The following is a 25,623-nucleotide window of genomic DNA, read 5'->3' as shown; positions in this document are numbered from 1 at the left end:
GATGAAACATATGAAATGACGATGTCGAGAAAGAAGGAATACCGTTGAATTTAGCTGAACTGATTCAAGTCATACAGACGCAAAAAATCGAACGAATGGTAGAAGTGGACGTCACGTCCATCACGACCGATTCACGGGATGTTAAACCGGGAACATTGTTCGTCGCCATCAAAGGGTATACTGTTGATGGACACGACTATGCCAAACAGGCAGAAGCACAAGGAGCGGTCGCAATCGTTGCGGAACAACCGGTCAATGTGTCGATTCCTGTCATTCTCGTTCGTAGTACATCACGTGCCATTGCCGAATTGGCTGGCAAATTCTATGATTATCCTTCTGAAAAGATGCGGATGATTGGTATTACAGGAACGAACGGGAAAACGACGACGACGACGATTGTCCGTGATATATTAGCGCACCTTGGTCGGAAAACGGGTATCATCGGAACGGTCGAAGTCAAGATTGGTGACCGCGTTGTACCAAGTCGCAATACGACACCACAAAGCTCCGAATTACAAGCATTTTTGCATCAAATGCATAAAGAAGATGTCCAAGACGTCATCATGGAAGTCTCTTCGCATGGACTAGAGCTTGGTCGAGTAACGGGTGTCGATTACGACATTGCGGGATTCACGAATCTGACGCATGATCACCTCGATTTTCACAAAACGTTTGAGAACTATGCACGTGCCAAAGGATTGTTATTCGCACAGCTCGGACAACGGTTGTCGACAGAGAAAGTCGCGGTCTTGAATGCCGATGATCCGACGAGCGAACTGTACGAAATGATGACAGGTGCTCGTGTCATGACGTACGGTATCGACAACGCAGCTGACCTCCGAGCAACGGCGATTGAACAGTCACTTCAACAAACGACGTTCACGATGCTGTACAAAGAAGAACAAGTCGACGTCACGGCGAATTTCATCGGTCGCTTTAACGTCTACAATCTGTTGCTTGCGACAGGGATCCTCTTGTCTTGCGGATACGACCTAACGACGATTGCAGGAGCGATTTCAGCAATCCGTCCGGCAAAAGGTCGGATGCAACGCTTACCAATCGAAGGATATAACGTATATGTCGACTACGCGCATACTCCTGACGGCATTGAACAGTGTCTGAAAGCACTCGTTGACGTACCGAAGGAAAAGATCGTCTTCCTGATCGGGACAGGTGGAAACCGCGACGTGACGAAACGACCGAAGATGGGCGAACTGGCTTCGACCTACGCAGGAACCGTCGTCATCACGACGGATGATCCACGATATGAAGCATATGAGTCAATTACATCCGGCATCGCCAAAGGGATGACCCACGATCAGTTCGTTGAAATCGGTGATCGGGAAGAGGCCGTGCGTTACGCAGCACGGCTCGCACGACCAGATAATATCGTCATCTTAGCCGGTAAGGGCCATGAAAAATATCAAATCATTGGGGATGAGAAATTCCCGCTCGATGAGGAAATCATCGTCAAAGAGATGATACGGCAAATGGAGGAACAGAAGTGACTTATCAACCAATCGTTGTAACCATAGATCAATTTGAAACATTCGTAAAAACACATCCAAAAGGCGACTTACTTCAGCTTCCGGCATGGGGAGAAGTCAAAAGCGCGACAGGATGGACACATGAACGGATCGCAGTCGGAACGGCTTCCGGTGAGATTGCCGGAGTTGGTCTGCTCTTGTTTAAGAAAGTACCGAAGCTACCGTTCACGCTTTGTTATGCACCGCGCGGTTTCGTCGTCGATTATACGGATACGGACGCACTTCGTGCTCTTCGTGATGAAGCGATACGTGTCGCAAAACAACAGAAGGCGATTGCGATTAAATTCGATCCGAACGTCGAGCGGGAAGAATATCCAGGTCTGTTACAGGAGATGCAAGGACTTGGCTTCAAACATAATGGCTTCGGTGGCGGTTTTGACTACGCGCAACCACGCTTTACGATGGAGACGAGTCTTGTAGGGACAGAAAAAGAGATCTTCGACGGTTTTCATTCGAAGTTCCGCTACAACGTCCGTCTTGCTGAACGCAAAGGGATCGTATGCGAACAAGCGGATCGTGAAGGACTCAAGACATTTGCGAAGCTGATGGTCGAGACGGGCGAACGGGATGGTTTTTCAATCCGCGGTCTGGATTATTTCGAGAATCTGTATGATCATCTCCATCCAAAGGGTGATGCGGTCTTGTTTTTGACGAAACTTGATGTCGTACGTGCTCTTGAGAATACGGAAGCCTTATTACTTCAAGCCGATAAGGAACTCTCGAAGATTCACCGTCAGCTTGAGAAAGAGACGGCTGAGAAGAAGCTAAAAAGCTTAAACAATCGCTTGGAGCAGACGACAGCACAAATCGAAAAAGCAGAAAAGTCGAAAACGGAACTGATGACGATTGCTGCCAAACATCCAAACGGTGTCATCCTGTCTGGTGGTCTTTTGACGCTTGCTGGTCGTCGTTCCTATTACTTATATGGAGCCTCATCGAACGAGTACCGGGAATTCATGCCGAACCATTTGATGCAATGGACGATGATGCAATATGCGAAAGAACATGGTGCGCTCTCCTATGACTTCGGTGGAGTCAGTGGTTCAACAGACCCGGATGATCATTACGCGGGACTCTACGCCTTTAAATCTGGTTGGGGCAGCCGGATGATTGAAAAAATCGGTGAGTTCGATTATGTACTCAATCGTCCGCTCTATCTGTTGCTCGAGACGGGGTTACCGATTCTACAAAAACTTCGGAAGAAGCTTCGCCGCTGATGAAACGGGGAACAATCTTCGGTTGGATCGTATTTTTATTGACGATGTTTGCGATTGGATTGTTTCTTGCGGCATCCATGAACCGGATGCCGACGATTTTGATGGACCAACCGGAACTCGGGATTGATAGTTGCCCACGAGACGTAGCAGGGGAAAACCGTTTGATCAATGCAAGCGAGGCGAACCTGAAGCGTCTCCATCCAGCTGTCGAGGCAGGGGCAAAGGATCTGATCCGTGTGGCACATTCTTGCTACAATATCGATATCAAGATCACGCAAGGGTACCGCTCGATCCAGCAACAGAATGCGCTTTATGAACAAGGGCGTTCTGAGGCAGGTGAAGTCGTCACGAATGCACGAGGCGGTGAATCGATGCATAACTACGGACTTGCAATTGATTTCGTGCAACTCGTAAATGGACAGATTTCGTATGATCTTGAATATGATGGGAATCGGTCAGGGAAAAGTGATTGGCGTGAAGTCGCTGATATCGGGAAAGCACTCGGTTTCGAATGGGGAGGCGATTGGAAGCGATTCGTCGATTACCCTCATTTTGAGATGACGTTCGAGTATTCGCTCGACGAACTGAAGGCTGGTGAACGTCCAAGCCGTTCGGAAAAAGCGAAACGAACAGAAGAAGTCGAAGATTTGTTGAATACATGATTAACGTCATTCCTGGAGTAATGTGGCAGGAATGACGTTTTTTTTAGATTTCCTAGTCCGATTGTTGGCAGATTGTGAAAATTCGGCTAGAATAGTGATAGTGATAAGTGGACGGCTCACGAAAAGTGAATATGAATTATAGGAGGTCATGTCGTGTCAAAGAAGAAGACGGAAAAAGTAAGCGTCTTTGCTCTTGGTGGCGCCGGTGAGATCGGTAAGAACATGTACGTCGTCGAACTCGACGAGGACATCTTCGTCATCGATGCCGGGTTAATGTTCCCAGGAGATGAGATGCTTGGAATCGATAAAGTCATTCCAGACATCAGTTATTTAAAAGAAAACAAAGAGCGGATTCAAGGGATTTTCATTACCCATGGTCACGAGGATCATATCGGGGCACTCAGTTACGTCTTGCGTGACTTGAAGGTACCTGTTTACGGAACACGTTTGACGCTCGGTTTGATTGAACACAAATTAAAAGAAGCCGGTTTATTGAAAAAGGCAGATCTTCGTCCAATTGATGCCAAGACGAAATTAACCGTTGCTGGTCATTTTATTACGTTCTTCCGGGTCAACCACTCGATTCCGGATGCAGTTGGGGTTTGTATTCAAACGTCTCAAGGTGCCATCGTTCATACGGGGGATTTCAAGTTCGATTACACACCAGTCGATGGAAAACAGGCGGATTTCGGGAAAATTGCAGCGATTGGTCAACGGGGCGTACTGTGCTTGCTGTCTGACTCGACGAATGCAGAGCGACCAGGGATGTCTGGGTCAGAATCGATTGTCGGTTCTGAATTGAACGACGTCATCTATGAGGCACCGGGTCGTGTGATTGTAGCTTCATTCGCTTCGAACATTCATCGTCTACAACAAGTATTTGCAGCAGCAGAAGCGAACAATCGAAAAGTAGCGGTCGTCGGTCGTAGCATGGTCAACAACGTTGAAGTGGCACAGCGTTTGAATTACTTACGCTTCAAGCAGAAAACATTGATTGATCTATCTGACATCAATCGCCTCGATGATAACCAAGTCGTCATCTTGACGACAGGATCGCAAGGTGAGCCGATGGCAGCCTTGACACGAATGGCGCGTAACGCACATAAGCAAGTCAATATTCGCTTGAACGATACGGTCGTCGTTGCGGCTTCGCCGATTCCAGGTAACGAAAAGTCGGTTTCGAAAACGATCGATCTCTTATTCCGTGCTGGTGCGAATGTCATTTACAACCAACGGAAAGTACACGTGTCCGGTCACGGTCATGCAGAAGATCTGAAGCTAATGCTCAACTTGATCAAACCGAAATTCTTCCTACCGATTCACGGAGAATTCCGGATGCAAAAGGCACACAGTCGTCTCGCACAGACGGTTGGCGTCAATGCGAACAATATCTTCATCATCGAGAATGGGGATGTCGTTGAGTTCGAGAAGCGCAAAGCACGGATGTCGCGCAAAGTGAACGCTGGAAACGTCTTGATCGACGGAATCGGTGTGGGGGATGTCGGAAACATCGTTCTTCGTGATCGTCGCTTGTTATCGCAAGACGGTGTCGTCCTTTGTGTCATTACGATCAGCCGGAAAAACAAAACGATCGTCTCGGGACCGGAAATCATCTCACGCGGATTCGTCTACATGCGTGAATCAGAGGATATGATCAACGAAGCGAACCGAATCGTCGCGAAACAACTACAAGGTAAATTAAACGGAGAATTGGATTGGACGGAGATGAAGTCGTTGATTCGAGATAAACTGAGTGCTTATCTCTATGAACAGACGAAACGCCGCCCGATGATTCTTCCGATCATCATGGAGATTTAACAAACGAGCGGCTCAGATTGACCAATACCTGGTCCACTGAGCCGTTTTTTTATCAGGAGGGATGACGTATGGCGACGACGAAACGAAAACCTGTACGAAAAAAAACGCCGCCACGGAAACGACCGGCAGCGAAGAAACAACGTCAGCCGATTGCGTATCGTACATATGCGACCATCATCGCAATCGTCTCATTACTAGCTTTCGTTCTCGCTTTCGGGGAGTTCGGGAAAGTCGGACTGACGCTAGCCGATGGAGGAGAGCGGTTAATTGGTCAGTTCGGTTCCTTAATATATGGTGGAATCGGTGCTGTGCTACTTTTACTCCTCTCGAATGCGTCGCGTGCTCAGAAATGGGCATGGTCGATGTTACTGATGGGTTCAGTCGTCTGGATTGATCTATTGCTCGGAGCACCGCGTGGCATTCTCAATGGATGGCTCTATCAAAACGCAGCTTATTATATTTCGAGCGCGGGTGCCTTCTTGATTGGTCTGTTCTTCATCGGAACGGCCGTTCATATCCTACGCCCATCGTTTTATAGTGAGCTGTGGCTTGGGCTCCGGGAACGTGCAGAAGAGTTTCGCAATCGTGAACGGACACCACGTCCTCGTGTCGAAAAAGAGTTGAAAGCGAAACCGGTTCGTGAGAAAAAACCGAAGACGTTGCGACCAGCAACTGTCGAGGAACCGATCGAAACGGAACAGGAAGCAGAGGATCCTTCGGTCAACATTCAAGACGTTCCAATTATCGGCTTCACGGATCACGTTGAACCGCAAGCAGCGGAGACACAAGGACCACTGACGATGACGGAGACACCGGACGGATATCAATTGCCGTCGCTTGATTTATTAGCAGAGCCGACGTCCAAAGACTTATCGGGTGAGAATAAGCGACTAAAGGATAATGCGACGAAATTGATTGCGACCTTAAAATCGTTCGGGATCGGAGCGAAAGTGTTGAAGATTCATCTCGGACCAAGTGTCACGAAGTATGAGATTGAACCGAAACAAGGTATCAAGCTTAGTCGAATCACAGGACTCGCCGATGATTTAGCGCTTGCGTTAGCGGCGAAAGATATTCGAATCGAAGCACCAATTCCTGGTAAAGCGGCTGTCGGAATCGAGGTGCCAAACCGTGAAGTCGCCATGGTATCACTTCGAGAAGTGTTAGGAGCGGAGAGCGTTCAATCCGACAATGATCGTTTGCTCGTCGCACTCGGACGAAGCATTTCTGGTGAGACGGTGACAGCAAAGCTGAATAAGATGCCACACGTCTTAGTTGCCGGTTCGACCGGTTCCGGTAAATCGGTCTGCATTAACGGGATGATCGTCTCAATTTTGATGCGAGCTCGACCGGATGAAGTCCGCCTGATGATGATTGACCCGAAAATGGTCGAATTAAACGTCTACAACGGTATTCCTCATCTTTTGGCACCGGTCGTCACCGATCCGAAAAAGGCGGCGCAGGCGTTAAAACAGGTCGTCTCGGAAATGGAACGTCGTTATGAGATTTTCAGTCAAAACGGAGCGCGCAACATCGAAGGCTACAATGCACTAATCGATAAGATGAACGCAGAGGAAAAAGTGCATCAACGATTACCGTATATTGTCGTCATCGTTGATGAGTTAGCCGACTTGATGATGGTCGCGTCAAATGAAGTTGAAGATGCAATCATGCGACTTGCACAAATGGCGCGAGCAGCTGGGATTCACATGGTTATCGCGACCCAGCGACCAAGTGTTGATATCATCACTGGTGTCATCAAAGCGAATATTCCGTCACGTATCGCCTTCAGTGTGTCGAGTGCGACGGATTCACGGACGATCCTTGATACGGGAGGCGCTGATAAATTGCTTGGACGAGGGGATATGTTGTTGCTCGGTAACGGCATGAACAAACCCGTCCGTGTACAAGGTGCGTTCTTATCAGACGAAGAAGTCGAGAAGGTTGTCAATCATGTCATCAGTCAACAAAAAGCGCAGTATGTTGAAGCGATGATTCCAAAAGATGTACCTGAAGGTGAAACAGAGGTCGATGACTCACTCTATGATGAGGTCGTCCAGTTCATTCTGACCCAAGAGACGGCATCGACGTCGATGATTCAACGAAAGTATCGTATCGGCTACAACCGAGCTGCCCGGTTGATTGATGCTCTAGAAGAAAATGGTCTGATTGGTCCTTCTGAAGGATCAAAACCACGCCGCGTCATGGGACGTTAATCAAGAATCACGGTATCCACCGTGATTCTTTTTTATTAAAATAATGGATATATATGGATGCGCGTATAATGTGCTCAAAAAAATGACACAGGAGTCGTATATGAGATAAGAAAATTAGAAATGAAAGGAAGGAAAAAAGACAAAAATAAAATAAAATCGCTTTCATGAAAATAGTTGTCAGACGTCTGTTGATTTTCAATATTTTTTTTGGCATACTCAGACATATGAGTGACCGACCTTCAACATGAGGGCTGGGAGCGACTTTTTCACAAATAGATAATGAAAGCGCTCTCATAAATGCAGAGGAGATGGATGATATGAAGAAAAAACAGGTAATCGTATCGATGATGTCAGTAGCAACAGTTGGACTTGCAGCCTGCGGTGGTTCAGGTGAGAAAGCTGACCAAAAAGATCAGTTCTCTGTCGCTATGGTAGCGGATAAAGGTGGAATCGATGATAAATCGTTCAACCAATCAGCTTGGGAAGGTCTGCAAGCGTACGGTAAAGATAACAAACTCAAGCAAAATGAAGGGTTCTCTTATTTACAGTCTAAATCACAACAAGATTATCAACCGAACTTGTCACGTCTTGCACGTGGTGGAGAAGATCTCGTTTTCGGTATCGGGAATACATTCAATGAAGATGTTAAAACCGTAGCAGATCAATTCAAGGATACACGATTTGCAATCGTTGATAATGTCGTTGAAGGGAAAAACGTCACATCGATCACATTTAAGGAAAATGAAGGGGCGTATCTTGCAGGGATCGTTGCTGCTATGGAGACGAAAAAAGATCACATCGGTTTCGTCGGTGGCATGAAAATGGAAGTCATCGAGCGGTTCCGAGCTGGTTTCGAAGCTGGAGCGAAATCCGTCAATCCAAAAATCAAAATCGATGTTCAGTACGCAGAGGACTTCGCAGCACCTGAAAAAGGTCAAGCCATCGCAGCCGGCATGTACGGTAAAGGAGCGGATATCATCTTCCCAGCAGCAGGCGGTACAGGAAATGGTGTCTTCACAGAAGCGAAGAACCGTAAGAAAAATGGAGAAGATGTATCGGTCATCGGTGTCGACCGTGATCAAAAAGAAGAAGGTATGCCGGAAGACGTGACGTTAACATCGGTCATCAAACGTGTCGACCGCGCAGTTGAAGATACAGCTAACGCAGCGAAAGATGGAAAACTCGAAGGTGGTAAAACGGTTCGTTATGGTCTGAAAGAAGACGGCGTTGATATCGTCCCATCTGAAAAAATCTCGAAAAAGACGATGACTGCGCTTGAGAAAGCAAAAGCGGCTGTCGTTTCAGGGAAAATCGAAGTACCTGAGCAATAAGCGTTGAAAAGATAAAGGGCATTCTTAGGTAGAATGCCCTATTTTCTTCCATTATTGATTACGTTATGAAAAGGGTTACAAAAGCGCCAGAAGTCAGACTTCTAACCTGTTACAAAATGATTGCAGGATTGTGTTAAGCATCATATACTTATCTTGGCTGGAGTTCTCATACGTCAGAAGTCTGAGCACTGGTTACAACTAGATAGAGGATGGAGATGCGTCATGTCGATTAAACTAGATCATCGTTTGCTTTATTTACGTGTGATTGAAAAAATCAAGTCAGACATCGATGACGGCGTTTACAAGGAAGGCGAGAAGCTCCCTTCAGAGTTTGAACTTTCAAAGCAACTTGGCGTCAGTCGAGCTACTCTTCGAGAGGCATTACGAATTCTTGAAGATGAGAACATTGTCATCCGTAAACACGGTGTCGGTACGTTTATCAATGCAAGACCACCGTTTACTTCTGGTATCGAGGAGTTATACAGCGTGACAGAGATGATCGCGCGCGCAGGCATGATTCCGACCTCAGAAGTACTATCATCCGAGATGGTCCAACCGACTGAGCGCGACCGAGAACGCTTTCAACTTGGTCCGGATGAATTGGTATATCGAATCGAACGAATCCGACTCGCAGGAGATGTTCCTGTCGTCTATTGTATCGATAAGATTCCAAGCCATTATATTAAAAATGAAGAGCAGTTCACCTCTTCGACATCATTGTTTGATGCTTTAGAAAAAGAACTCGGACGACGTGTCACACATGCTGTGACGCATATCGAGCCGCGTATTGATCCGAAAATCGCTGAACAATTACATACGGACCAACCTCTGCTCGCTTTGCGTCAGACGCATTATGATGAGCTCGACCGTTCCGTTCTTTTTTCAGCGAACTATTTCCGAGCAGATAAGTTCGATTTCCACGTCATCCGTAAACGTGTGTGAGCCATGGTTTTAGGATGAATACTGAAAGCGCTTCCCGTCAAAACCTACGTAACGCTCCTCATCGCCAGCCTCAGGTGCTAGACGTAGTCTTGAACTTTGTATGACCATATTCGAAAGGGGATTTTTCCAGATGAAAAAGAAGTCACTTCTCGCATTAGCAGCAACAGGTTTAGCAATGAGTTCCGTCCTTGCAGCATGTGGTGGCAACGACGATTCGAAAGATTCAGGTAACGGCAGCAAATCAGAAGGCTTTAAAGTAGGTATGGTTACAGATACAGGTGGCGTGGATGATAAATCATTCAACCAATCTGCTTGGGAAGGTATCCAAAAGTTCGGGAAAGACAATGACTTAAAAGAAGGTACTGGCTATAAATATCTCCAATCTGCAAAACAATCAGACTATCAACCGAACCTTCAGCAATTAGCACGTGCAAAATACGACTTAATTCTCGGGATTGGTTTCTTGATGGCTGAAGATATCGGTAAAGTAGCGGATCAGTTCAAAAAGAACAACTTCGCACTCGTTGACCAAGTCGTTGATAAACCAAACGTCGCTTCAATCGTCTTCAAAGAAAACGAAGGTTCGTTCCTCGTTGGTGTCGTTGCAGGTCTAACGACTAAAACGGATAAAGTTGGATTTGTCGGTGGTGTCAACTCGGACTTGATCAAAAAGTTCGAAAGCGGATTTAAAGCAGGTGTTAAAGCGGCTAACCCGAAAGCGGAAATCGAAATTCAATACGCAGAAGATTTCAACGCTGCAGAAAAAGGACAAGCAATCGCTTCAGGTATGTACGGTAAAAAAGTCGACGTCATCTATCACGCAGCTGGTGGTACTGGACAAGGGGTATTCACAGAAGCGAAAAACCGTAAAAAGAACGGTGAAGATGTTTGGGTTATCGGTGTAGACCGTGACCAAGTCGAAGAAGGTATGCCAGAGAACGTCACATTGACATCAATGGTCAAACGTGTGGATACAGCAGTAGAGCAAGTCGCGAAAGACACGAAGGACGGCAAATTCCCAGCAGGTAAAGTCGTTGAGTTTGGTCTAAAAGACGGCGGTGTCGATATCGCTCCTTCAAAAGACAACGTCTCAAAAGAAGCACTCGACAAAGTCGAAGAGTACAAAAAACAAATCATCGATGGTGACATTAAAGTTCCATCGACTGACGACGAGTATAAAGAGTACGAAGCGTCACTTAAATAATAATGAAAGCGGGGGTCGCTAGCATTGCGACTCCCCTTTTAAACTAAACATGGGAGTGGATTTTCTTGGAATACGTCATTGAGATGCTGAACATCAGAAAAGAGTTTGGCAATTTCGTCGCAAATGATAATATCACGCTCCAGCTTCGGAAAGGTGAGATTCACGCTTTACTTGGTGAAAACGGTGCCGGAAAATCGACGCTGATGAACGTCTTATTTGGTTTGTATCAGCCTGAGGCTGGAGAAATTCGTGTACGTGGTGAAAAAGTCAATATTACGAGTCCGAACGTCGCGAATGATCTTGGAATCGGCATGGTGCACCAACACTTCATGCTCGTTCAAAATTTCACTGTTACTGAAAACATCATTTTAGGTGCAGAGCCACGTACAGGGATTAAGATTGATCGTGCATCGGCGCGTGAAAAGGTACGCCAGATTTCTGAACAGTATGGTCTTGCTGTTGATCCTGATGCAAAAATCGAGGATATTTCAGTCGGAATGCAACAACGTGTTGAAATTTTGAAGACGTTGTACCGTGGGGCAGACATCTTGATCTTTGATGAACCATCTGCTGTTTTGACACCGCAAGAGATCAAAGAATTGATTCAAATCATGAATCGCTTGATTGCGGAAGGAAAGTCGATTATCCTCATTACGCATAAACTGAAAGAAATCATGGAAGTAGCTGATCGCTGTACGACGATTCGCCGTGGTAAATATATCGGCACGGTCGATATTGATGAGACGATGACACAGTCGCGTCTTGCTGAAATGATGGTAGGTCGTGAAGTCAACTTTAATGCGGAGTATTCCAAGGCAACTCCACAAGAACTCGTTCTCGATATCAAGAATCTAGTCGTCAAGGACGGTCGTGGCATCAAAGCAGTCGATGGATTGAATCTCGACATTCGTGCCGGAGAAATCGTTGGAATTGCAGGAATCGACGGAAACGGACAAACGGAATTGATTGAAGCCATTACAGGTCTTCGTAAAGCAGACAGTGGCGAAATCTTCCTCAACAACAAATCGATTAAAAACCTGAAGCCACGGAAAGTAACGGAATCAGGTGTCGGTCACATCCCGCAAGACCGACATAAACATGGACTTGTCCTTGATTATTCGATTGGACATAACATGGTCTTACAAACCTACTACAAACAACCGTACTCAAAAGCAGGCATCATGAACTATAAACAAGTCATGGAAAAAGCCAAAACGCTCATCGAGAAGTTCGACGTCCGAACTCCAAGTCCAGAGACGTTCGCTCGTGCCTTGTCTGGTGGTAACCAACAGAAGGCGATCATCGCGCGTGAAGTCGATCGGTCACCAGATTTGCTGATTGCGGCTCAGCCGACTCGTGGTCTTGATGTTGGGGCAATCGAGTTCATTCATGAACAATTGGTTCTTGAGCGCGAAAAAGGTCGTGCTGTCTTGTTGATTTCATTCGAACTCGAAGAAATTCTGCAAGTCTCTGACCGGATTGCCGTGTTATATGAAGGGAAAACAGTGGCCTTCTTGGATCCGAAAGAAACGAACGAAATTGAGCTTGGCTTCCTGATGGCCGGCGGTAAGAAAGAGGAGGTAGGTCATTCATGAAGTTAGAGCGTTTTTACGGCATCCTCATTCCGATTCTTTCCATCGTGCTTGGGATGGTCGTCGGGGCAATCGTCATGCTCATTGGTGGGTATGATCCGATTGCTGGGTTTGATCAATTATTCTATGGTATTTTTGGCGAACCGTACAGCATCGGCGAAACATTGCGTGCGGCGGCTCCATTGATCTTCGCGGGTCTTGCTGTCGCGTTTGCTTTTCGGACAGGACTTTTTAACATCGGTGTCGAAGGTCAAGTGCTCGTCGGCTGGATGGTTGCAGTCTGGATTGGAATCAAGTTTGATTTGCCGACAGTTGTTCATTTACCACTCGCTTTGATTGGAGCAGGTTTAGCAGGTGCGCTTTGGGCATCGATTCCTGGTATCTTAAAAGCGAAATTCCACGTACATGAAGTCATCACGTCGATCATGATGAACTATATCGCGTTATACGTCACGAACGATATTTTACGTCACGTCATCGGCATTACGAATGAGCGGACGGAGACAATCAAGGAATCAGCATCACTTGCGTCACCGTTCTTACAAGAGATCACGGATTTCTCACGTCTTCATAACGGAATTTTCATCGCAATCATCGCTGCACTCGTCTTCTGGTTTATTCTTTGGAAAACAACACTCGGTTATGAACTTCGAGCTGTTGGATTCAATAAAAATGCTGCTGAATATGCAGGGATGGGCGTTAACCGCAATATCATCTTATCGTTCGTCATCTCAGGTGTGTTCGCTGGTCTTGCTGGGGCGATGGAAGGTCTTGGGACGTTCCAAAACATGACGCTGAATGCGTCCTTCACTGGTGTTGGATTCGACGGGATCGCGGTTGCCTTGTTAGGTGCGAATAATCCGATCGGCGTCGTGCTCGCTGCATTACTATTTGCAGGACTCAATATCGGTGGTCTGTCGATGCAACAGATTGGTATTCCACCGGAACTGATCAAAATTATCATTGCGTTCATCATCATCTTCGTGGCTTCTGGATACGCGATTCGTCTCGTCATCGAGAAGTTCGCAGTTAAGAAAGAATCTAAAAAAGCGAAAGGAGCCGGTCAGTAATGGGCTTTCTTGAAGTACTTTATATCATCGTGCCAATCGCACTTGCCTATTCGGCTCCGTTGATCATTGCAGCACTTGGCGGCATTTTCAGTGAGCGTTCTGGCGTCGTTAACATCGCGTTAGAAGGTTTAATGGTCATGGGTGCCTTCACGGGTGTCGTCACGGCATTGACGCTATCAAAAATGGGCTTGGGTGCTGCGAGTCCTTGGCTTGCGATGCTCATTGCGATTGTCGTCGGAGCAGTTTTCTCGCTCTTCCTTGCGATTCCGGCAATCCTTTTCCGGGCTGATCAAACGGTTCTTGGAGTTGCGATCAACTTGCTTGCAGTCGGTCTTGCCATCTTCCTCGTCCGGGCGCTTTACGGAAAAGGACAAACGGATTCGATTCCAAACCGAATCTCAAAAGAGAACGTGCCATTCTTGTCCGATATTCCTGTGCTGAAGATGTTCTTCGCGAACGTCTACTACACATCGTATATCGCGATCATCCTTGCCTTCGTCGCGTGGTACATCATTTTCAAGACGCCATTTGGTCTTCGTTTACGTTCTGTCGGGGAACATCCGATGGCGGCAGATACAATGGGAATCAACGTCACGAAGATGCGTTTCATCGGTGTTATGATCTCTGGTGGTTTCGGTGGTCTTGCTGGTGCTGTTTATGCGACATCGATCTCACTGAACTTCAGTGTCACGACGATCCTCGGTCAAGGGTTCCTCGCGATTGCGGCGATGATCTTCGGAAAATGGAATCCACTCGGGGCTATGGGTGCTGCACTATTCTTCGGATTCGCTCAAGCGATTTCAATCATCGGTCAGCAATTGCCGTTACTCGATCAAATTCCGCAAGTGTATCTATTGATTGCACCGTATCTCTTGACGATCCTAGCACTCGCTGGTGTCGTTGGTCGGGCGGATGCACCAAAAGCTGTTGGTGTACCATATATCAAAGGAAAACGCTAAATTTTTTACCACTTAGAAACCGGATGTTGCCAAATGGCGACATCCGGTTTTTTTAATGATTGATAGATATATCGCGTGAATAAAAGACCAATAAAAAAAGATGTTTCGCAAGGAAACATCTTTTTTTATTCACTTATTCGAATTTTAACGCATCGCCTTCGAACGATTCATCTGCTACTTTGATTGAATCCGTCGGGCATCCTTCAAATGCATCAATCATATCGTCGAATAATGCTTCTGGAATTTCAGCAGTACCATTGTTATCATCAAGAATGACATATGCCAAACCCTCATCATCATAATCATAGATATCTGGTGCCGCTGCTCCACAAGCACCACAAGCGATGCAAGTATCTTTGTCGACAATCGTAAATTTAGCCATTGAACGGTCTCCTCTCTATACGAAAACATTATTGAAAAACGCTGTTCTCATCTATATGTCATTGTATCGGACTCATCGTTGCATTTCAATGACGAAGCGTAAGTGATAACAGAAAATGTATATATCATCACATGCCCGCAAACAGTATGTCTAAAACGTAACGAAAAGAAAATGGATGAGGTATCATCTTCAAATCGATAAACACTATATATTAGAAAGGAGCGTGGCAGATGGAAATTTCATTACTAGAGCGCATTTTTCTAGAATCGATTCAGCGTCTTCGAGACGAACGCTCGGACCGGAGTCTTTATCATGTTTTTCAAGGGAAGAAGTCAGCAACTTCTCTGCAAGATGCTCATTTTTATGATTTAGAGTCGACGTTCGGTACCGTATTAGTCAGTAAACAGCGATTCGAGTCGGTTTTAACGGAACTCGCTCAGAAAAAGTGGATCGAACGGCAAGAGACACTTCGACTGACAAGCGAAGGCGCTCGACTAGTAGGACAAACGGATGGAGTAATCATTGATCAACTTGGTGGTGAACTTCGGGGATATGCCGAAATGATGTGGAAACGGCTCAGTCTTCTCGTTCAAACGGTAATTTGTCTAGAAGCGCAACAACCATTCATTCCCGTGCAACAAGAGACGATCGTTCGGGAGTGGGTCAAGAGTGTTCTTCCGACCATCTCGAATCGAGCAGATTGGTTAGCGCAGATGTATCAAGAATTGACGCTCCTCCTTGAGCGCTTACCGGAACGAGATGCGACATTGATCAGTCATCGATTATCAGGTGTGCAAACGGGGTGGTCATATCCTCAATTGGCACGAATGATGAAGGTAGATGTCGAGACGGTCCAGTTCGAATTTATCATAGCTTGGCGAAGATGCATCAATGACTTAAAAAGTACACCGCTCATTCAACAAATCGGAGCCGGTCTCCATACTCCGAAGATGACGCAATCTGCTCAAACGACTTGGGAATTATTGCAACAAGGACTCACTGTTGAAGATGTTGCGGTCAGAAGACGTCTAAAAAATAGCACGATGGAAGACCATCTTGTTGAAATTGCAATGTATGCACCCACTTTTCCGTTAGATCATTTCGTTGATACGGCTCAACAAGAAGAAATTCGACATATCGCACAACAACTCAAAACTTATGCGCTCAAGCGAATCAAAAGCGCGATGCAATCAGACGTATCCTATTTTCAAATTCGATTGGTCTTAGCTCGTAGTAAATGGGAGGGAAGTTAATGGAAGCGTTATTGCATCGACATTTCGGTTATGAAGCGTTTCGACCTGGACAACGCCAAATCATCGAGTCCATCCTGAATGGAACAGATACGTTAGCAATTTTACCGACAGGTGGAGGAAAGTCTGTTTGTTATCAGTTTCCTTCGTATGTAAAAGGAGAGGGACTGACATTGATTTTGTCTCCGCTGCTCTCTTTGATTGAGGATCAAGTCATGCAAATCAAACGTCGGGGAGAACGTTCTGTCGCAAAATTAACATCTGTTGAGACGCGAGAAGAAAAAGAGCAAATCTTATCCGTACTCGAACATCTACGGTATCTCTACTTATCACCGGAACAACTTGCGTTACCACAAATACGGGCTCGTCTGAAACAGGTCGACATCGCGCTATTCGTCGTCGATGAAGCCCACTGTATCTCGCAGTGGGGACACGAGTTTCGACCTGAGTATGCAAGACTTGGGCAAATTCGCCGGGAACTAGGTTTTCCGCAGTGCCTCGCCTTAACCGCAACAGCGACTCAAGCTGTCGAACGAGATATCCGAATACAATTGCAGATGCGAGAACCGCATGTCATCCGTCGTTCCGTCAATCGACCGGAAATCCAATACATCGTGGATCGCGTCGATCGAGAAGAAAAAGACGCAGCACTCGACCGTTGGATGACACGTATCGTTCGTCCATGTGTCATCTATACGACAACGCGTAAAGAAGCGGAACGGATTGCAGGAATCATTGAAGGGGCAACCTACTATCATGCCGGATTAACGATGGAAGACCGTCAGCTTGTTCAACAACAGTTTCTTCATGATGAAATGGACTGTCTCGTTTGTACGAGCGCATTTGGAATGGGTGTTGATAAAGGAAACGTTCGTACAGTTATCCATCATACGATGCCGGCGACACTTGAAGCTTATATGCAGGAAATCGGACGTGCCGGTCGGGACGGAAAAGAGGCGACGGCGATCTTACTTTATGCTCCTCAGGATGAACAATTACAAACCTTTCTGATTGAGACACAATATGCGCCTGTCCTTTGGATTGATCAGTTACAACAAGGGGTGAGAAGAGGTGAGTCCTACACGAAAATCGAGACTCGTCTACACCTCAATCCGGAAGATCCAGCATATCGGTTACTGAAATCACAACTTGAGAATGGCTGGTCGAAGGAACGTATCATGCAATGGCAGGTGAAACGAAAACAGCTCAAAGGACGAGAAGTCAACCAGATGATGGACTATATTCACCGGAATGAATGTCGCCGTAAGATGTTATTGCATCATTTTGATGAACCGGCAATCGTTCAGCCGCGTTGTTGTGATATATGCGGTACGATCGAATGGCAGGATCCCGTGAAGAGTAAGGTGCTTCAACAGGTAAATTGGAAAAAGCGTTTAGAACAAGTCTTTTTTTCATCACTAGATTCGGTGTAAACTAGAAAATATCCTTATTTTTTTCAAGAAAAGGTGATGAACATTGAGTAAACAAGATCAACGGCGGTTACATCAGAACGAAGAGGAGCAACTCTTACCACCACGTTCCTCGCGAATCGAACACGTTCGAAATGAACGACTGAAGCAACCATTTCGAAAAAATCCGCTAGCAATCACGCTAACGGTACTCATGATCACGATCATCATCGCCTTCGTCTCCATCGGTTTCATGATGTAAAGGCACATTGTGAACGGAGATTTTTTTCCTTTCAGCGTATACTAGAAAGGAAGGGGAAGGAGGCACGATGCATGGATCGTGGGAAATACAATATCAAAGCAGTCGCTGCGTTGGTGGGACTCAACCCGACGACCATTCGTGCTTGGGAGCGGAGATATCAAGTGCTTGATCCGGATCGAAGTGAATCCGGGCATCGCATTTATAGTGATAGTGACGTTGCGAAATTGCGTTGGATCGTCGATAAACAAAAAGAAGGATTGTCGGTTTCAAAGGCAATTCAATTATATGAGATGCCTGTCAATCGAGCTGAAGTGCCCCATGATTACGGAGTCGAACTACGAGATCAGTTATTCCGTGCATTGACGAACTTCGAAGAACGACACGCGCATGACATCATGAATAAAGCGTTCTCGATGTTTAGTTTCGATAAAGTCATTCAAGATATCGTTGGTCCACTCTTACATGAAATCGGACTGAAATGGGAGTCAGGAGAGATTACAATTGCGCATGAACATTTTGCAACAGCTTTCTTAAGAGCCCGTCTTTCGACGTTATCACTACAGATGCCGATCAATCCGTTCTTGCCGCGAATCGTTTGTGTCTGTGCACCAGAAGAAGAACATGAGCTCGGACTACTCTTCTTCACACTCTACTTGCGGCAATCGGGTTTTGATGTGATTTTCCTCGGTTCTGGTATTCCGGTGCCGGACTTAGTAGCCGTGACACATCAATTGCAACCGAAAGCTGTCATCTTATCGTGCACGTTATCCGATCATTTACCATTGCTTGATGAAGCATTAGACTGTTTGATGGCTGATTTTCCGAATCTTGAAATTGGACTTGGAGGATACGCGGTCGATCAGCTTCCGGAACGATACGGACCACACTTACTTGGTGCGGACGATCAATCGTGGAAAAGTTGGTTAAGTCGACTCACTCCGGTATCTGGTGTATAGTATGGTTCATAGCGAACGGAGACACCTATGTTTCCGGTCTTGACTGGAGGAGTCTATATGAGGTTTGAACAAATGAAACAAGGGCACCTTCGTGTCTTCATTACAAAGCAAGAGTTATCACTTCACGATGTCCGACCAGAAACGTTGGCCATTGGGAAGGGACAAGCTCTATTGCGCAATTTGTTAGAGGAAGCTGAATCGAATTTTGGTTTTCAGGCAGCAGGAACACTCGAATTTTTCGTCACATTCTTTCCGAATGACGGCATGCTCGTTGATGTGCGTCGTGAAGGTGATTTACCGGAAGAGATGAATGACGAATTTGATCAAGTCGAAATTCGCATGACGGTCGACATCGTCCATCATGTCTTGTATGCCTTGAATTCGCTCGAAGATGTCATTCAAGCGAGCCATGGGTTATTACGACATATGTCGTACACGGAGACAGGCGGTAGTCTTTATTTCTTCGAAGGCAACTATTATCTCTATTTCCAGGAACGAATGAATGACGCGCTCGAGCGTACGGTGACGACGATTTTATCAGAATACGGGGAACCGAGCCCGAAAAGTCCGCTCGTCATGTCAGAGTACGGAAAAACGATTCAATCGAAACAAGCCATTGCCACGATTGCGGAACAATTCCACATTTAGAACATCAATCAGGTGCGACATTGCCTCGTCAGGCAATGTCGCACCTTTTTATCTTCTACCAGAAGTGGCACCATTTTGTATTTTTTCGTGGTCAGAAGGATGGTATGATAATCATTGAACGTAAGAAGAAGGAGTGAAGTAGGATGAAAGTGGCAGTGTTATATGGTGGGACTTCAGGTGAACGGGAGGTTTCATTAAACAGTGGAAAATCAATCATGGAAGCGTTAAACAGTAAAGGACATGAAGTCACGGCTGTTGATTTCCATCCTGATCGAGCACATGAACTCTTCCAGCTGGATGTAGATGTGGCTGTCATCGCTCTTCATGGGAAAATTGGTGAAGATGGACGCGTGCAGGCGTTACTTGAACTTGCGAATATTCCATACACAGGTTCAGGTGTGTTAGCGTCAGCACTTGCGATGGATAAGGCACGTTCAAAAGTTCACTTTGATAAAGCGGGTATCACGATTGCACGTGATGTATTATTAGAACGTGAAGATGATGTCGAGGCGAAAATCGCAGAATGGAATGGTCAATTCCCTTGTGTCGTTAAACCAGCACAAGAAGGTTCATCGAATGGATTGACAATCGCACAAGACGAGACGATGTTACGTGAGGGGATTGCAAAAGCGTTCGAAGCCGATGATGCGGTTCTCGTCGAACAATTCATTAAAGGACGCGAAGTGACGGTTCCAGTCGTTGGTCATAAAGGTGCAGAAAAAGCATTACCGGTCATCGAGATCATTCCGAAGAATGCTTTTTATGATTACGAATCGAAATATGCAATCGGAGGTTCAGAGCATATCTGCCCTGCCGAACTAGATGAGACGACGACAGCAACACTTCAGGAGTGGGCCGTCAAAGCACATCAAGTACTGGGTTGTGCTGGGTATTCCCGGTCAGATTTCCTTGTTCCTGAGTCCGGAAATCCAGTTATTTTAGAGACGAATACATTGCCAGGTATGACGTCAACAAGTTTATTCCCGGACGGAGCACGAGCAGTTGGTATCGAATATCCGGAATTGGTCGAGTATTTCATGGAATTAGCGATTGAACGCCACGCCCAAATCAAGTAATCCAATCATTGATATCCTAGGAAAAGAAGTGAGAAAGCGCTTACAAATATGGGCGTAACCCCTTTCATTACGTTCGAGAAAAGAGTATACTTTATCCGAACAAGGAAACGGCATAGGGGATGCCACTTATGGGGAGGAACGTTGGAATGATCACTGACCAACAACATGCGAATCATCGCAAGAACGTACTGGAAGCAACACAGGAAATCGTCAAGGAAGCACTAGGGAAGTTAGGGTATCCAGACGAAATGTATGAATTACTTAAAGAACCACTCCGGATGTTGACAGTCCGGATTCCGGTGCGAATGGATGATGGTTCGACGAAAATCTTCACAGGATATCGTGCGCAACATAACGATGCTGTTGGACCGACAAAAGGGGGAATTCGTTTCCACCCAAACGTGACGGAAATCGAAGTCAAAGCATTATCCGTCTGGATGAGTCTGAAGGCTGGTATCGTTGATTTACCATATGGCGGCGGGAAAGGCGGGATCATTTGTGATCCACGTGAGATGAGCTTCCGCGAAATCGAACGTCTCAGCCGTGGATATGTCCGTGCCATCAGTCAAATCGTTGGACCGACAAAGGATATTCCAGCACCTGACGTCTTCACGAACTCACAAATCATGGCTTGGATGATGGATGAGTACAGCCGGATCGATGAATTTAACTCTCCTGGTTTCATCACAGGAAAACCGCTCGTTCTTGGTGGCTCACATGGTCGTGAAACAGCAACGGCGAAAGGTGTCGCAATCATGATCCGAGAAGCGGCAGCAAAAAAAGGCATTACACTTGAAGGAGCACGCGTCGTCGTTCAAGGGTTCGGGAACGCAGGTAGCTTCTTGTCGAAGTTCATGTATGACTTAGGTGCAAAAGTCATCGCCATCAGTGATGCTTACGGTGCACTTCATGATCCGAACGGACTCGACATCCCATATCTACTGGACCGTCGCGACTCATTCGGAACGGTTACGACATTGTTCAAAAATACGATCTCGAATAAAGAATTGCTTGAACTCGAATGTGATATTCTTGTTCCTGCGGCAATCGAGAATCAAATTACAGAAGACAATGCACATGATATCCGCGCAGCGATCGTCGTAGAAGCAGCAAACGGTCCAACGACGAACGAAGCGACGAAAATTCTTGCAGAACGTGACATTTTGATCGTTCCGGATGTTCTTGCTTCGAGTGGTGGCGTAACGGTTTCTTACTTCGAATGGGTACAGAATAATCAGGGGTATTACTGGACGGAAGAGGAAGTCCACGAGAAACTCGAAAAGGTCCTCGTGAACTCATTCAACCAAGTCTATCAGACAGCACAGACGCGAAATGTCGATATGCGTCTCGCCGCTTATATGGTAGGTGTGCGGAAAATGGCAGAAGCATCCCGTTTCCGTGGTTGGGTCTAATTAAACGTTAAAAATACGTACCACCCGTTCCTCTAGATGAGGAGCGGGTGTTTTCCTATTGCAATTTCTTTCGTCTCTTGATGAGATTTGCTAAGATATAAAAAAAGCAACCGGAAGAGGAGATATTCGAATGTTAGATTGTATCGTAATCGGTGCAGGACCATGTGGTTTATCGGCAGCGATCGAAATGCAAGATCGAGGACTAGACGTCGAAGTACTCGAAAAAGGAAATATCGTTGAAGCGATCTATCGTTATCCGACGCATCAAACGTTCTTTTCAAGTAGTGAAAAATTAGAAATCGGTGGCGTGCCGTTCATCAATAAGGAATTAAAACCACGTCGTCTCGATGCACTCGTCTATTATCGAGAAGTCGTCAAACGAAAGCAGTTGACGATTCGTCCATTTGAGACGGTCGAGCACATTGAACGTCAAGCGGATCGCTTCATCATCCATTCAGAACGCTCTGGAGTGAAGAAACAGCGAGAAGCAAGATCCGTTGTGCTTGCGACAGGTTATTATGGATTACCGAACCGAATGGACGTCCCAGGAGAAACGTTACCCCACGTATCGCATTATTTTACGGAAGGGCATCCATACTTTGATCAGGATGTCGTCGTCATCGGTGGGAAGAATTCAAGTGTTGATGCAGCAATCGAGCTTGAAAAGGCAGGAGCACGCGTAACTGTACTTTATCGTGGACCCGAGTATAGTCCATCGATCAAACCATGGGTCTTGCCGAACTTCGAATCACTCGTTCGTTCGGAAAAGGTCAAGATGGTGTTTGACGCGATGATCGAGGAAATCACGGACCAAGAAGTCGTTTACCGAGTAGAGGGAGACAAGCGGACTGTTCGAGCAGATTTCGTATTTGCGATGACGGGTTATACACCAGACGTCGGCTTATTCGCTGATGCTGGTATCGCGATCGATCGCAAGACGGGTGTTCCGAGTCATGATGAAGAGACGATGGAGTCGAACGTTCCTGGGATTTATATTGCCGGCGTCGTTGCAGCAGGATACGATGCCAATAAGATATTCATTGAAAACGGACGTTTTCATGGCGCGAACATCGCGAATCATCTCGTCGAACGATTACGTGGTCTATCGATTCATGCCTAAAAAAATCCTCTTGATTCGGAATGATGAGTTCCGATTCAAGAGGATTTTTCATTTATTCGACCCGGAATGACTCTTCGAGTTCTGATTGGGTCGCATTGATTTCGAGTTCAATCATTAATTTAAGTCGTGCTTTTTGTGAGTTCAGTCCATTTGAGAAAATGACACCAATCTCTTTTAACTGTTGACCGCCACCTGTATATCCATAAACATCTTGCACGATTCCATTGAAGCATCGACTGACGATGACGATCGGCATGACTGCGATCAATTCGGCAATGGCATCGACGATACTCGGAGGGACGTTTCCTTGACCGAGAACTTCAAGTACGAGTCCATCGTAACCGAGTTGTTTCACGGCTAGTAATAAATCTGGTTCCATTCCGGCATATACTTTCAAAACAGCAACACGTTTAGAGAGCGAGGTTACCATATGTGTTTGCTTCAGAAGTGGCGTGTTGAATAGGTAAACGTGATCTTTCGTCACCATGCCAAGATTTCCGAAGTGAACCGATTTAAACGTATCGACGGATGACGTATGCGTTTTCGTGACGTTGAACGCCGAATGAATCTCACCATTAAAGACGACGAGAACACCTTTTTCACGCGCTGCTTCACTGACGGCGACACGGAGTGCCGTGATCAAATTAAACTCGCCATCCGATCCGACTTCGTTGGATGAACGCATAGCTCCAGTCAAAACAATCGGAACAGGTGCACCAATTGTCAAATGTAAGAAATAAGCGGTCTCTTCAAGTGTATCCGTCCCATGGGTGATGACGACTCCATCGTAGTGTTCCTTAGCAAGTTCACTTTCGATGAAGTGTGCCAAACGTAGCATGATGTCGGGAGTCATATGTGGAGAAGGTAAATTTGAAAAATGACGCGTTGTGATGTTTGCGATATCCGTCGCTCGAGGTAGTGAAGCATCCAGTGGATTGATGTCATTCGGTAAGACGTGACCTGAGTGATCTTGCGCCATCGCAATCGTTCCACCCGTATGAATTAATAATAATGATTTCATTCTAAATGGTCTGTGTCAAAAGACAAAAGACCTTCACCTACTTTCTATAGCATATTCAATTAGTTCTTCCATATTGTAACCTTTTTCCCTCCCGAAACAACGAGGACGTTTTCTTTTCTCCAAGAAACCTTTATTCTTATGGAGAGGAAGAAAGGGGGAGAGGAAGCGTGATTCAAATCGTTTTCTCCGGAGTTGCCCCAGGCATCGCACTCCTAACTTATTTTTATCTACGTCACGAACATGAATCAGAGCCCGTTGGATATATCCTTCGAAGCTTCATTTTTGGAATTTTACTCGTTTTTCCCTTGATGTTCATCGACTACATCGTTCAAACGGAGTTTGGTGGGCGTGAAGAGGTGCAATTGGTTCGAACAGCAGTCACAGAAGAGTTTGCAAAATGGTTCGTCGTCTTTTATACCGTGTATATCCATCAACGGTTTAATGATTATTATGATGGGATCATCTATGCCGTAGCGTGCTCGCTTGGATTTGCTACCCTTGAGAACATCTTATATCTGATGGTGAATGGAACGGTCGAACATATGCTATTCCGAGCTTTACTACCGGTATCCGGTCATGCTTTGTTTGCTGTCATCATGGGTTTCTTCATGGGAATGGCGAAATTCTCGCCTCACCCGTATCGGTGGTTGTCCTTATCGATAACGATTCCGGTATTTGCACATATCTTATTTAATTTGTTAATATTGGAAAATGGTGGTATATCTGTTTTGCCAATCGTCTTCATGATCATTTTATGGACGATCGGATTATTTCAAGTACGAGGTGCCAACCGTTTGAATCGTCGATTCAAACGAAAAAAACAACATTCAGATGGCATCGAATAGAAAGTAGGAGCGAAGTAGTATGATGGAAATCGGGGATTTAGTAATGCTTTCGAATAGTGAGGATCGACAAGGACGGTCAAAAGTAACAGCCGTAACGAATCGATTGATTTGGATCGAGGCACCAAGTGAGGTCGCGACATTGAAAACGTTCATCTTGTCAGACCACGAAGAAGTTTCGTTTTACTTCTTTAAAGAAAAAGGTAAATTATTTGGATTTGATACGGTCGTCGTGGAACGACAAAATGATCCACTTCGTGGTCAGCGGTACGCCTTAAAGCGACCGAGTGATGATCAAATCGAGCGCATCCAACGACGTCAATTCGTTCGAGTACCACAAATGCTCGATGTCGCCGTTCATCCGCATAAAACGCAATTTGATCCGTTTACGACGGTGACGCTTGACTTATCGGCTGGTGGCATGATGATTTTGTCGGATCAGTTACCGATTCAAAAAGAGGAAGAGGTGGAGATGACATTCATTCTACCTACTGGTGACGGTATTTCGAGTACGTTAGATGTTATTGCTGAGCTCGTCCGTATCGATCGACGGGAAGAACGGTATGAACTCGCATTCCAGTTTACAATGATTCCTGACAGAAGTCGTGAGCTAGTATTGCGTCACTGTTATCAAATGCAAATGAAAAGTTCAAGAAGGGGCATGAATCCATTCACCTGACCGCATTT

23 protein-coding genes are annotated in these 25,623 nt (G+C 45.9%); 21 read left to right on the top strand and 2 right to left on the bottom strand.

Features of this window, described 5'->3' with window-relative positions:
* The first annotated feature begins 44 nt into the window (after positions 1-44).
* The 11 genes from HZS85_RS06460 (at position 45) to HZS85_RS06410 (ending at position 14,558) form a co-directional block, all read left to right on the top strand.
* A complete protein-coding gene (locus HZS85_RS06460) occupies positions 45-1,508 on the top strand; it encodes a UDP-N-acetylmuramoyl-L-alanyl-D-glutamate--2,6-diaminopimelate ligase (protein WP_214854471.1) in 1,464 nt (487 codons plus the stop codon).
* On the top strand, positions 1,505-2,764 hold the full coding sequence (locus HZS85_RS06455; protein WP_029342035.1) for a lipid II:glycine glycyltransferase FemX: 1,260 nt from the start codon (positions 1,505-1,507) through the stop codon (positions 2,762-2,764). Before HZS85_RS06460 ends, HZS85_RS06455 begins: the two co-directional genes overlap by 4 nt.
* Complete coding sequence (locus HZS85_RS06450; protein ID WP_251137859.1) at positions 2,764-3,426, top strand: M15 family metallopeptidase; 663 nt, start codon at positions 2,764-2,766, stop codon at positions 3,424-3,426. The genes HZS85_RS06455 and HZS85_RS06450 overlap by 1 nt, the downstream gene beginning before the upstream one ends.
* A gap of 153 nt (positions 3,427-3,579) precedes the next feature.
* Positions 3,580-5,244, top strand: a complete 1,665-nt coding sequence (locus tag HZS85_RS06445) for a ribonuclease J (RefSeq protein ID WP_023468670.1) — start codon at positions 3,580-3,582, stop codon at positions 5,242-5,244.
* A 68-nt stretch (positions 5,245-5,312) separates the two neighbouring features.
* Positions 5,313-7,460, top strand: a complete 2,148-nt coding sequence (locus HZS85_RS06440; RefSeq protein WP_214854468.1) for a DNA translocase FtsK — start codon at positions 5,313-5,315, stop codon at positions 7,458-7,460.
* 317 nt (positions 7,461-7,777) lie between these two features.
* Entirely contained in the window at positions 7,778-8,791 is a 1,014-nt protein-coding gene (locus HZS85_RS06435; protein ID WP_214854465.1) for a BMP family lipoprotein, read from the top strand.
* 222 nt (positions 8,792-9,013) lie between these two features.
* Positions 9,014-9,733, top strand: a complete 720-nt coding sequence (locus HZS85_RS06430; protein ID WP_035407101.1) for a GntR family transcriptional regulator — start codon at positions 9,014-9,016, stop codon at positions 9,731-9,733.
* A gap of 130 nt (positions 9,734-9,863) precedes the next feature.
* The gene (locus HZS85_RS06425; RefSeq protein WP_214854462.1) at positions 9,864-10,937 is read left to right on the top strand and encodes a BMP family lipoprotein; all 1,074 of its coding nucleotides are present in this window, start codon (positions 9,864-9,866) and stop codon (positions 10,935-10,937) included.
* Between the two features lie 65 nt (positions 10,938-11,002).
* Positions 11,003-12,532, top strand: coding sequence for an ABC transporter ATP-binding protein (locus HZS85_RS06420; protein WP_035407107.1), 1,530 nt, complete (start codon positions 11,003-11,005; stop codon positions 12,530-12,532).
* On the top strand, positions 12,529-13,599 hold the full coding sequence (locus HZS85_RS06415; protein WP_035407110.1) for an ABC transporter permease: 1,071 nt from the start codon (positions 12,529-12,531) through the stop codon (positions 13,597-13,599). Before HZS85_RS06420 ends, HZS85_RS06415 begins: the two co-directional genes overlap by 4 nt.
* A complete protein-coding gene (locus HZS85_RS06410) occupies positions 13,599-14,558 on the top strand; it encodes an ABC transporter permease (protein WP_035407114.1) in 960 nt (319 codons plus the stop codon). Before HZS85_RS06415 ends, HZS85_RS06410 begins: the two co-directional genes overlap by 1 nt.
* 133 nt (positions 14,559-14,691) lie before the next feature.
* Here the strand turns inward: HZS85_RS06410 and HZS85_RS06405 are convergent, their stop codons facing one another.
* Positions 14,692-14,940, bottom strand: coding sequence for a ferredoxin (locus HZS85_RS06405; RefSeq protein WP_029342027.1), 249 nt, complete (start codon positions 14,938-14,940; stop codon positions 14,692-14,694).
* Between the two features lie 230 nt (positions 14,941-15,170).
* Here HZS85_RS06405 and HZS85_RS06400 point away from each other — a divergent pair, with 230 nt between their 5' ends.
* From HZS85_RS06400 to HZS85_RS06365, 8 genes are all read left to right on the top strand, one after another.
* Positions 15,171-16,193, top strand: coding sequence for a YpbB family protein (locus HZS85_RS06400; RefSeq protein WP_214854459.1), 1,023 nt, complete (start codon positions 15,171-15,173; stop codon positions 16,191-16,193).
* Positions 16,193-17,623: a RecQ family ATP-dependent DNA helicase gene (locus HZS85_RS06395; RefSeq protein WP_251137858.1), complete on the top strand. Its 1,431-nt coding sequence runs from the start codon at positions 16,193-16,195 to the stop codon at positions 17,621-17,623. Before HZS85_RS06400 ends, HZS85_RS06395 begins: the two co-directional genes overlap by 1 nt.
* Before the next feature lie 43 nt (positions 17,624-17,666).
* Entirely contained in the window at positions 17,667-17,861 is a 195-nt protein-coding gene (locus tag HZS85_RS06390) for a hypothetical protein (RefSeq protein WP_035407120.1), read from the top strand.
* A gap of 71 nt (positions 17,862-17,932) precedes the next feature.
* A complete protein-coding gene (locus HZS85_RS06385) occupies positions 17,933-18,817 on the top strand; it encodes a MerR family transcriptional regulator (RefSeq protein ID WP_035407123.1) in 885 nt (294 codons plus the stop codon).
* A 57-nt stretch (positions 18,818-18,874) separates the two neighbouring features.
* Complete coding sequence (locus HZS85_RS06380; RefSeq protein WP_214854455.1) at positions 18,875-19,465, top strand: adaptor protein MecA; 591 nt, start codon at positions 18,875-18,877, stop codon at positions 19,463-19,465.
* Positions 19,466-19,608: 143 nt separating this feature from the next.
* Positions 19,609-20,541 carry a D-alanine--D-alanine ligase gene (locus tag HZS85_RS06375; RefSeq protein ID WP_214854453.1) on the top strand — a complete coding sequence of 311 codons (933 nt, stop codon included), beginning with the start codon at positions 19,609-19,611 and terminating at the stop codon, positions 20,539-20,541.
* A 146-nt stretch (positions 20,542-20,687) separates the two neighbouring features.
* Positions 20,688-21,953, top strand: a complete 1,266-nt coding sequence (locus tag HZS85_RS06370) for a Glu/Leu/Phe/Val family dehydrogenase (protein WP_214854451.1) — start codon at positions 20,688-20,690, stop codon at positions 21,951-21,953.
* Positions 21,954-22,083: 130 nt separating this feature from the next.
* Complete coding sequence (locus tag HZS85_RS06365) at positions 22,084-23,073, top strand: YpdA family putative bacillithiol disulfide reductase (protein ID WP_214854449.1); 990 nt, start codon at positions 22,084-22,086, stop codon at positions 23,071-23,073.
* A 52-nt stretch (positions 23,074-23,125) separates the two neighbouring features.
* On the opposite strand, the gene HZS85_RS06360 is transcribed toward HZS85_RS06365, so the two are convergent.
* Entirely contained in the window at positions 23,126-24,094 is a 969-nt protein-coding gene (locus HZS85_RS06360; RefSeq protein ID WP_056062186.1) for an asparaginase, read from the bottom strand.
* A gap of 167 nt (positions 24,095-24,261) precedes the next feature.
* Here HZS85_RS06360 and prsW point away from each other — a divergent pair, with 167 nt between their 5' ends.
* Together prsW and HZS85_RS06350 are read left to right on the top strand one after the other, a co-directional pair.
* Positions 24,262-24,939, top strand: a complete 678-nt coding sequence (gene prsW, locus HZS85_RS06355) for a glutamic-type intramembrane protease PrsW (RefSeq protein ID WP_035407140.1) — start codon at positions 24,262-24,264, stop codon at positions 24,937-24,939.
* A 19-nt stretch (positions 24,940-24,958) separates the two neighbouring features.
* Positions 24,959-25,615 carry a flagellar brake protein gene (locus HZS85_RS06350; RefSeq protein WP_035407143.1) on the top strand — a complete coding sequence of 219 codons (657 nt, stop codon included), beginning with the start codon at positions 24,959-24,961 and terminating at the stop codon, positions 25,613-25,615.
* Positions 25,616-25,623: the final 8 nt, after the last annotated feature.

Origin of the sequence: Exiguobacterium sp. s130 (assembly GCF_018619055.1) — a bacterium.
In the GTDB taxonomy this organism is placed as follows: Bacteria; Bacillota; Bacilli; order Exiguobacteriales; family Exiguobacteriaceae; genus Exiguobacterium_A.
Note: the sequence above shows the minus strand (reverse complement) of the source record. Positions and strands in the feature narration are given on the sequence as shown.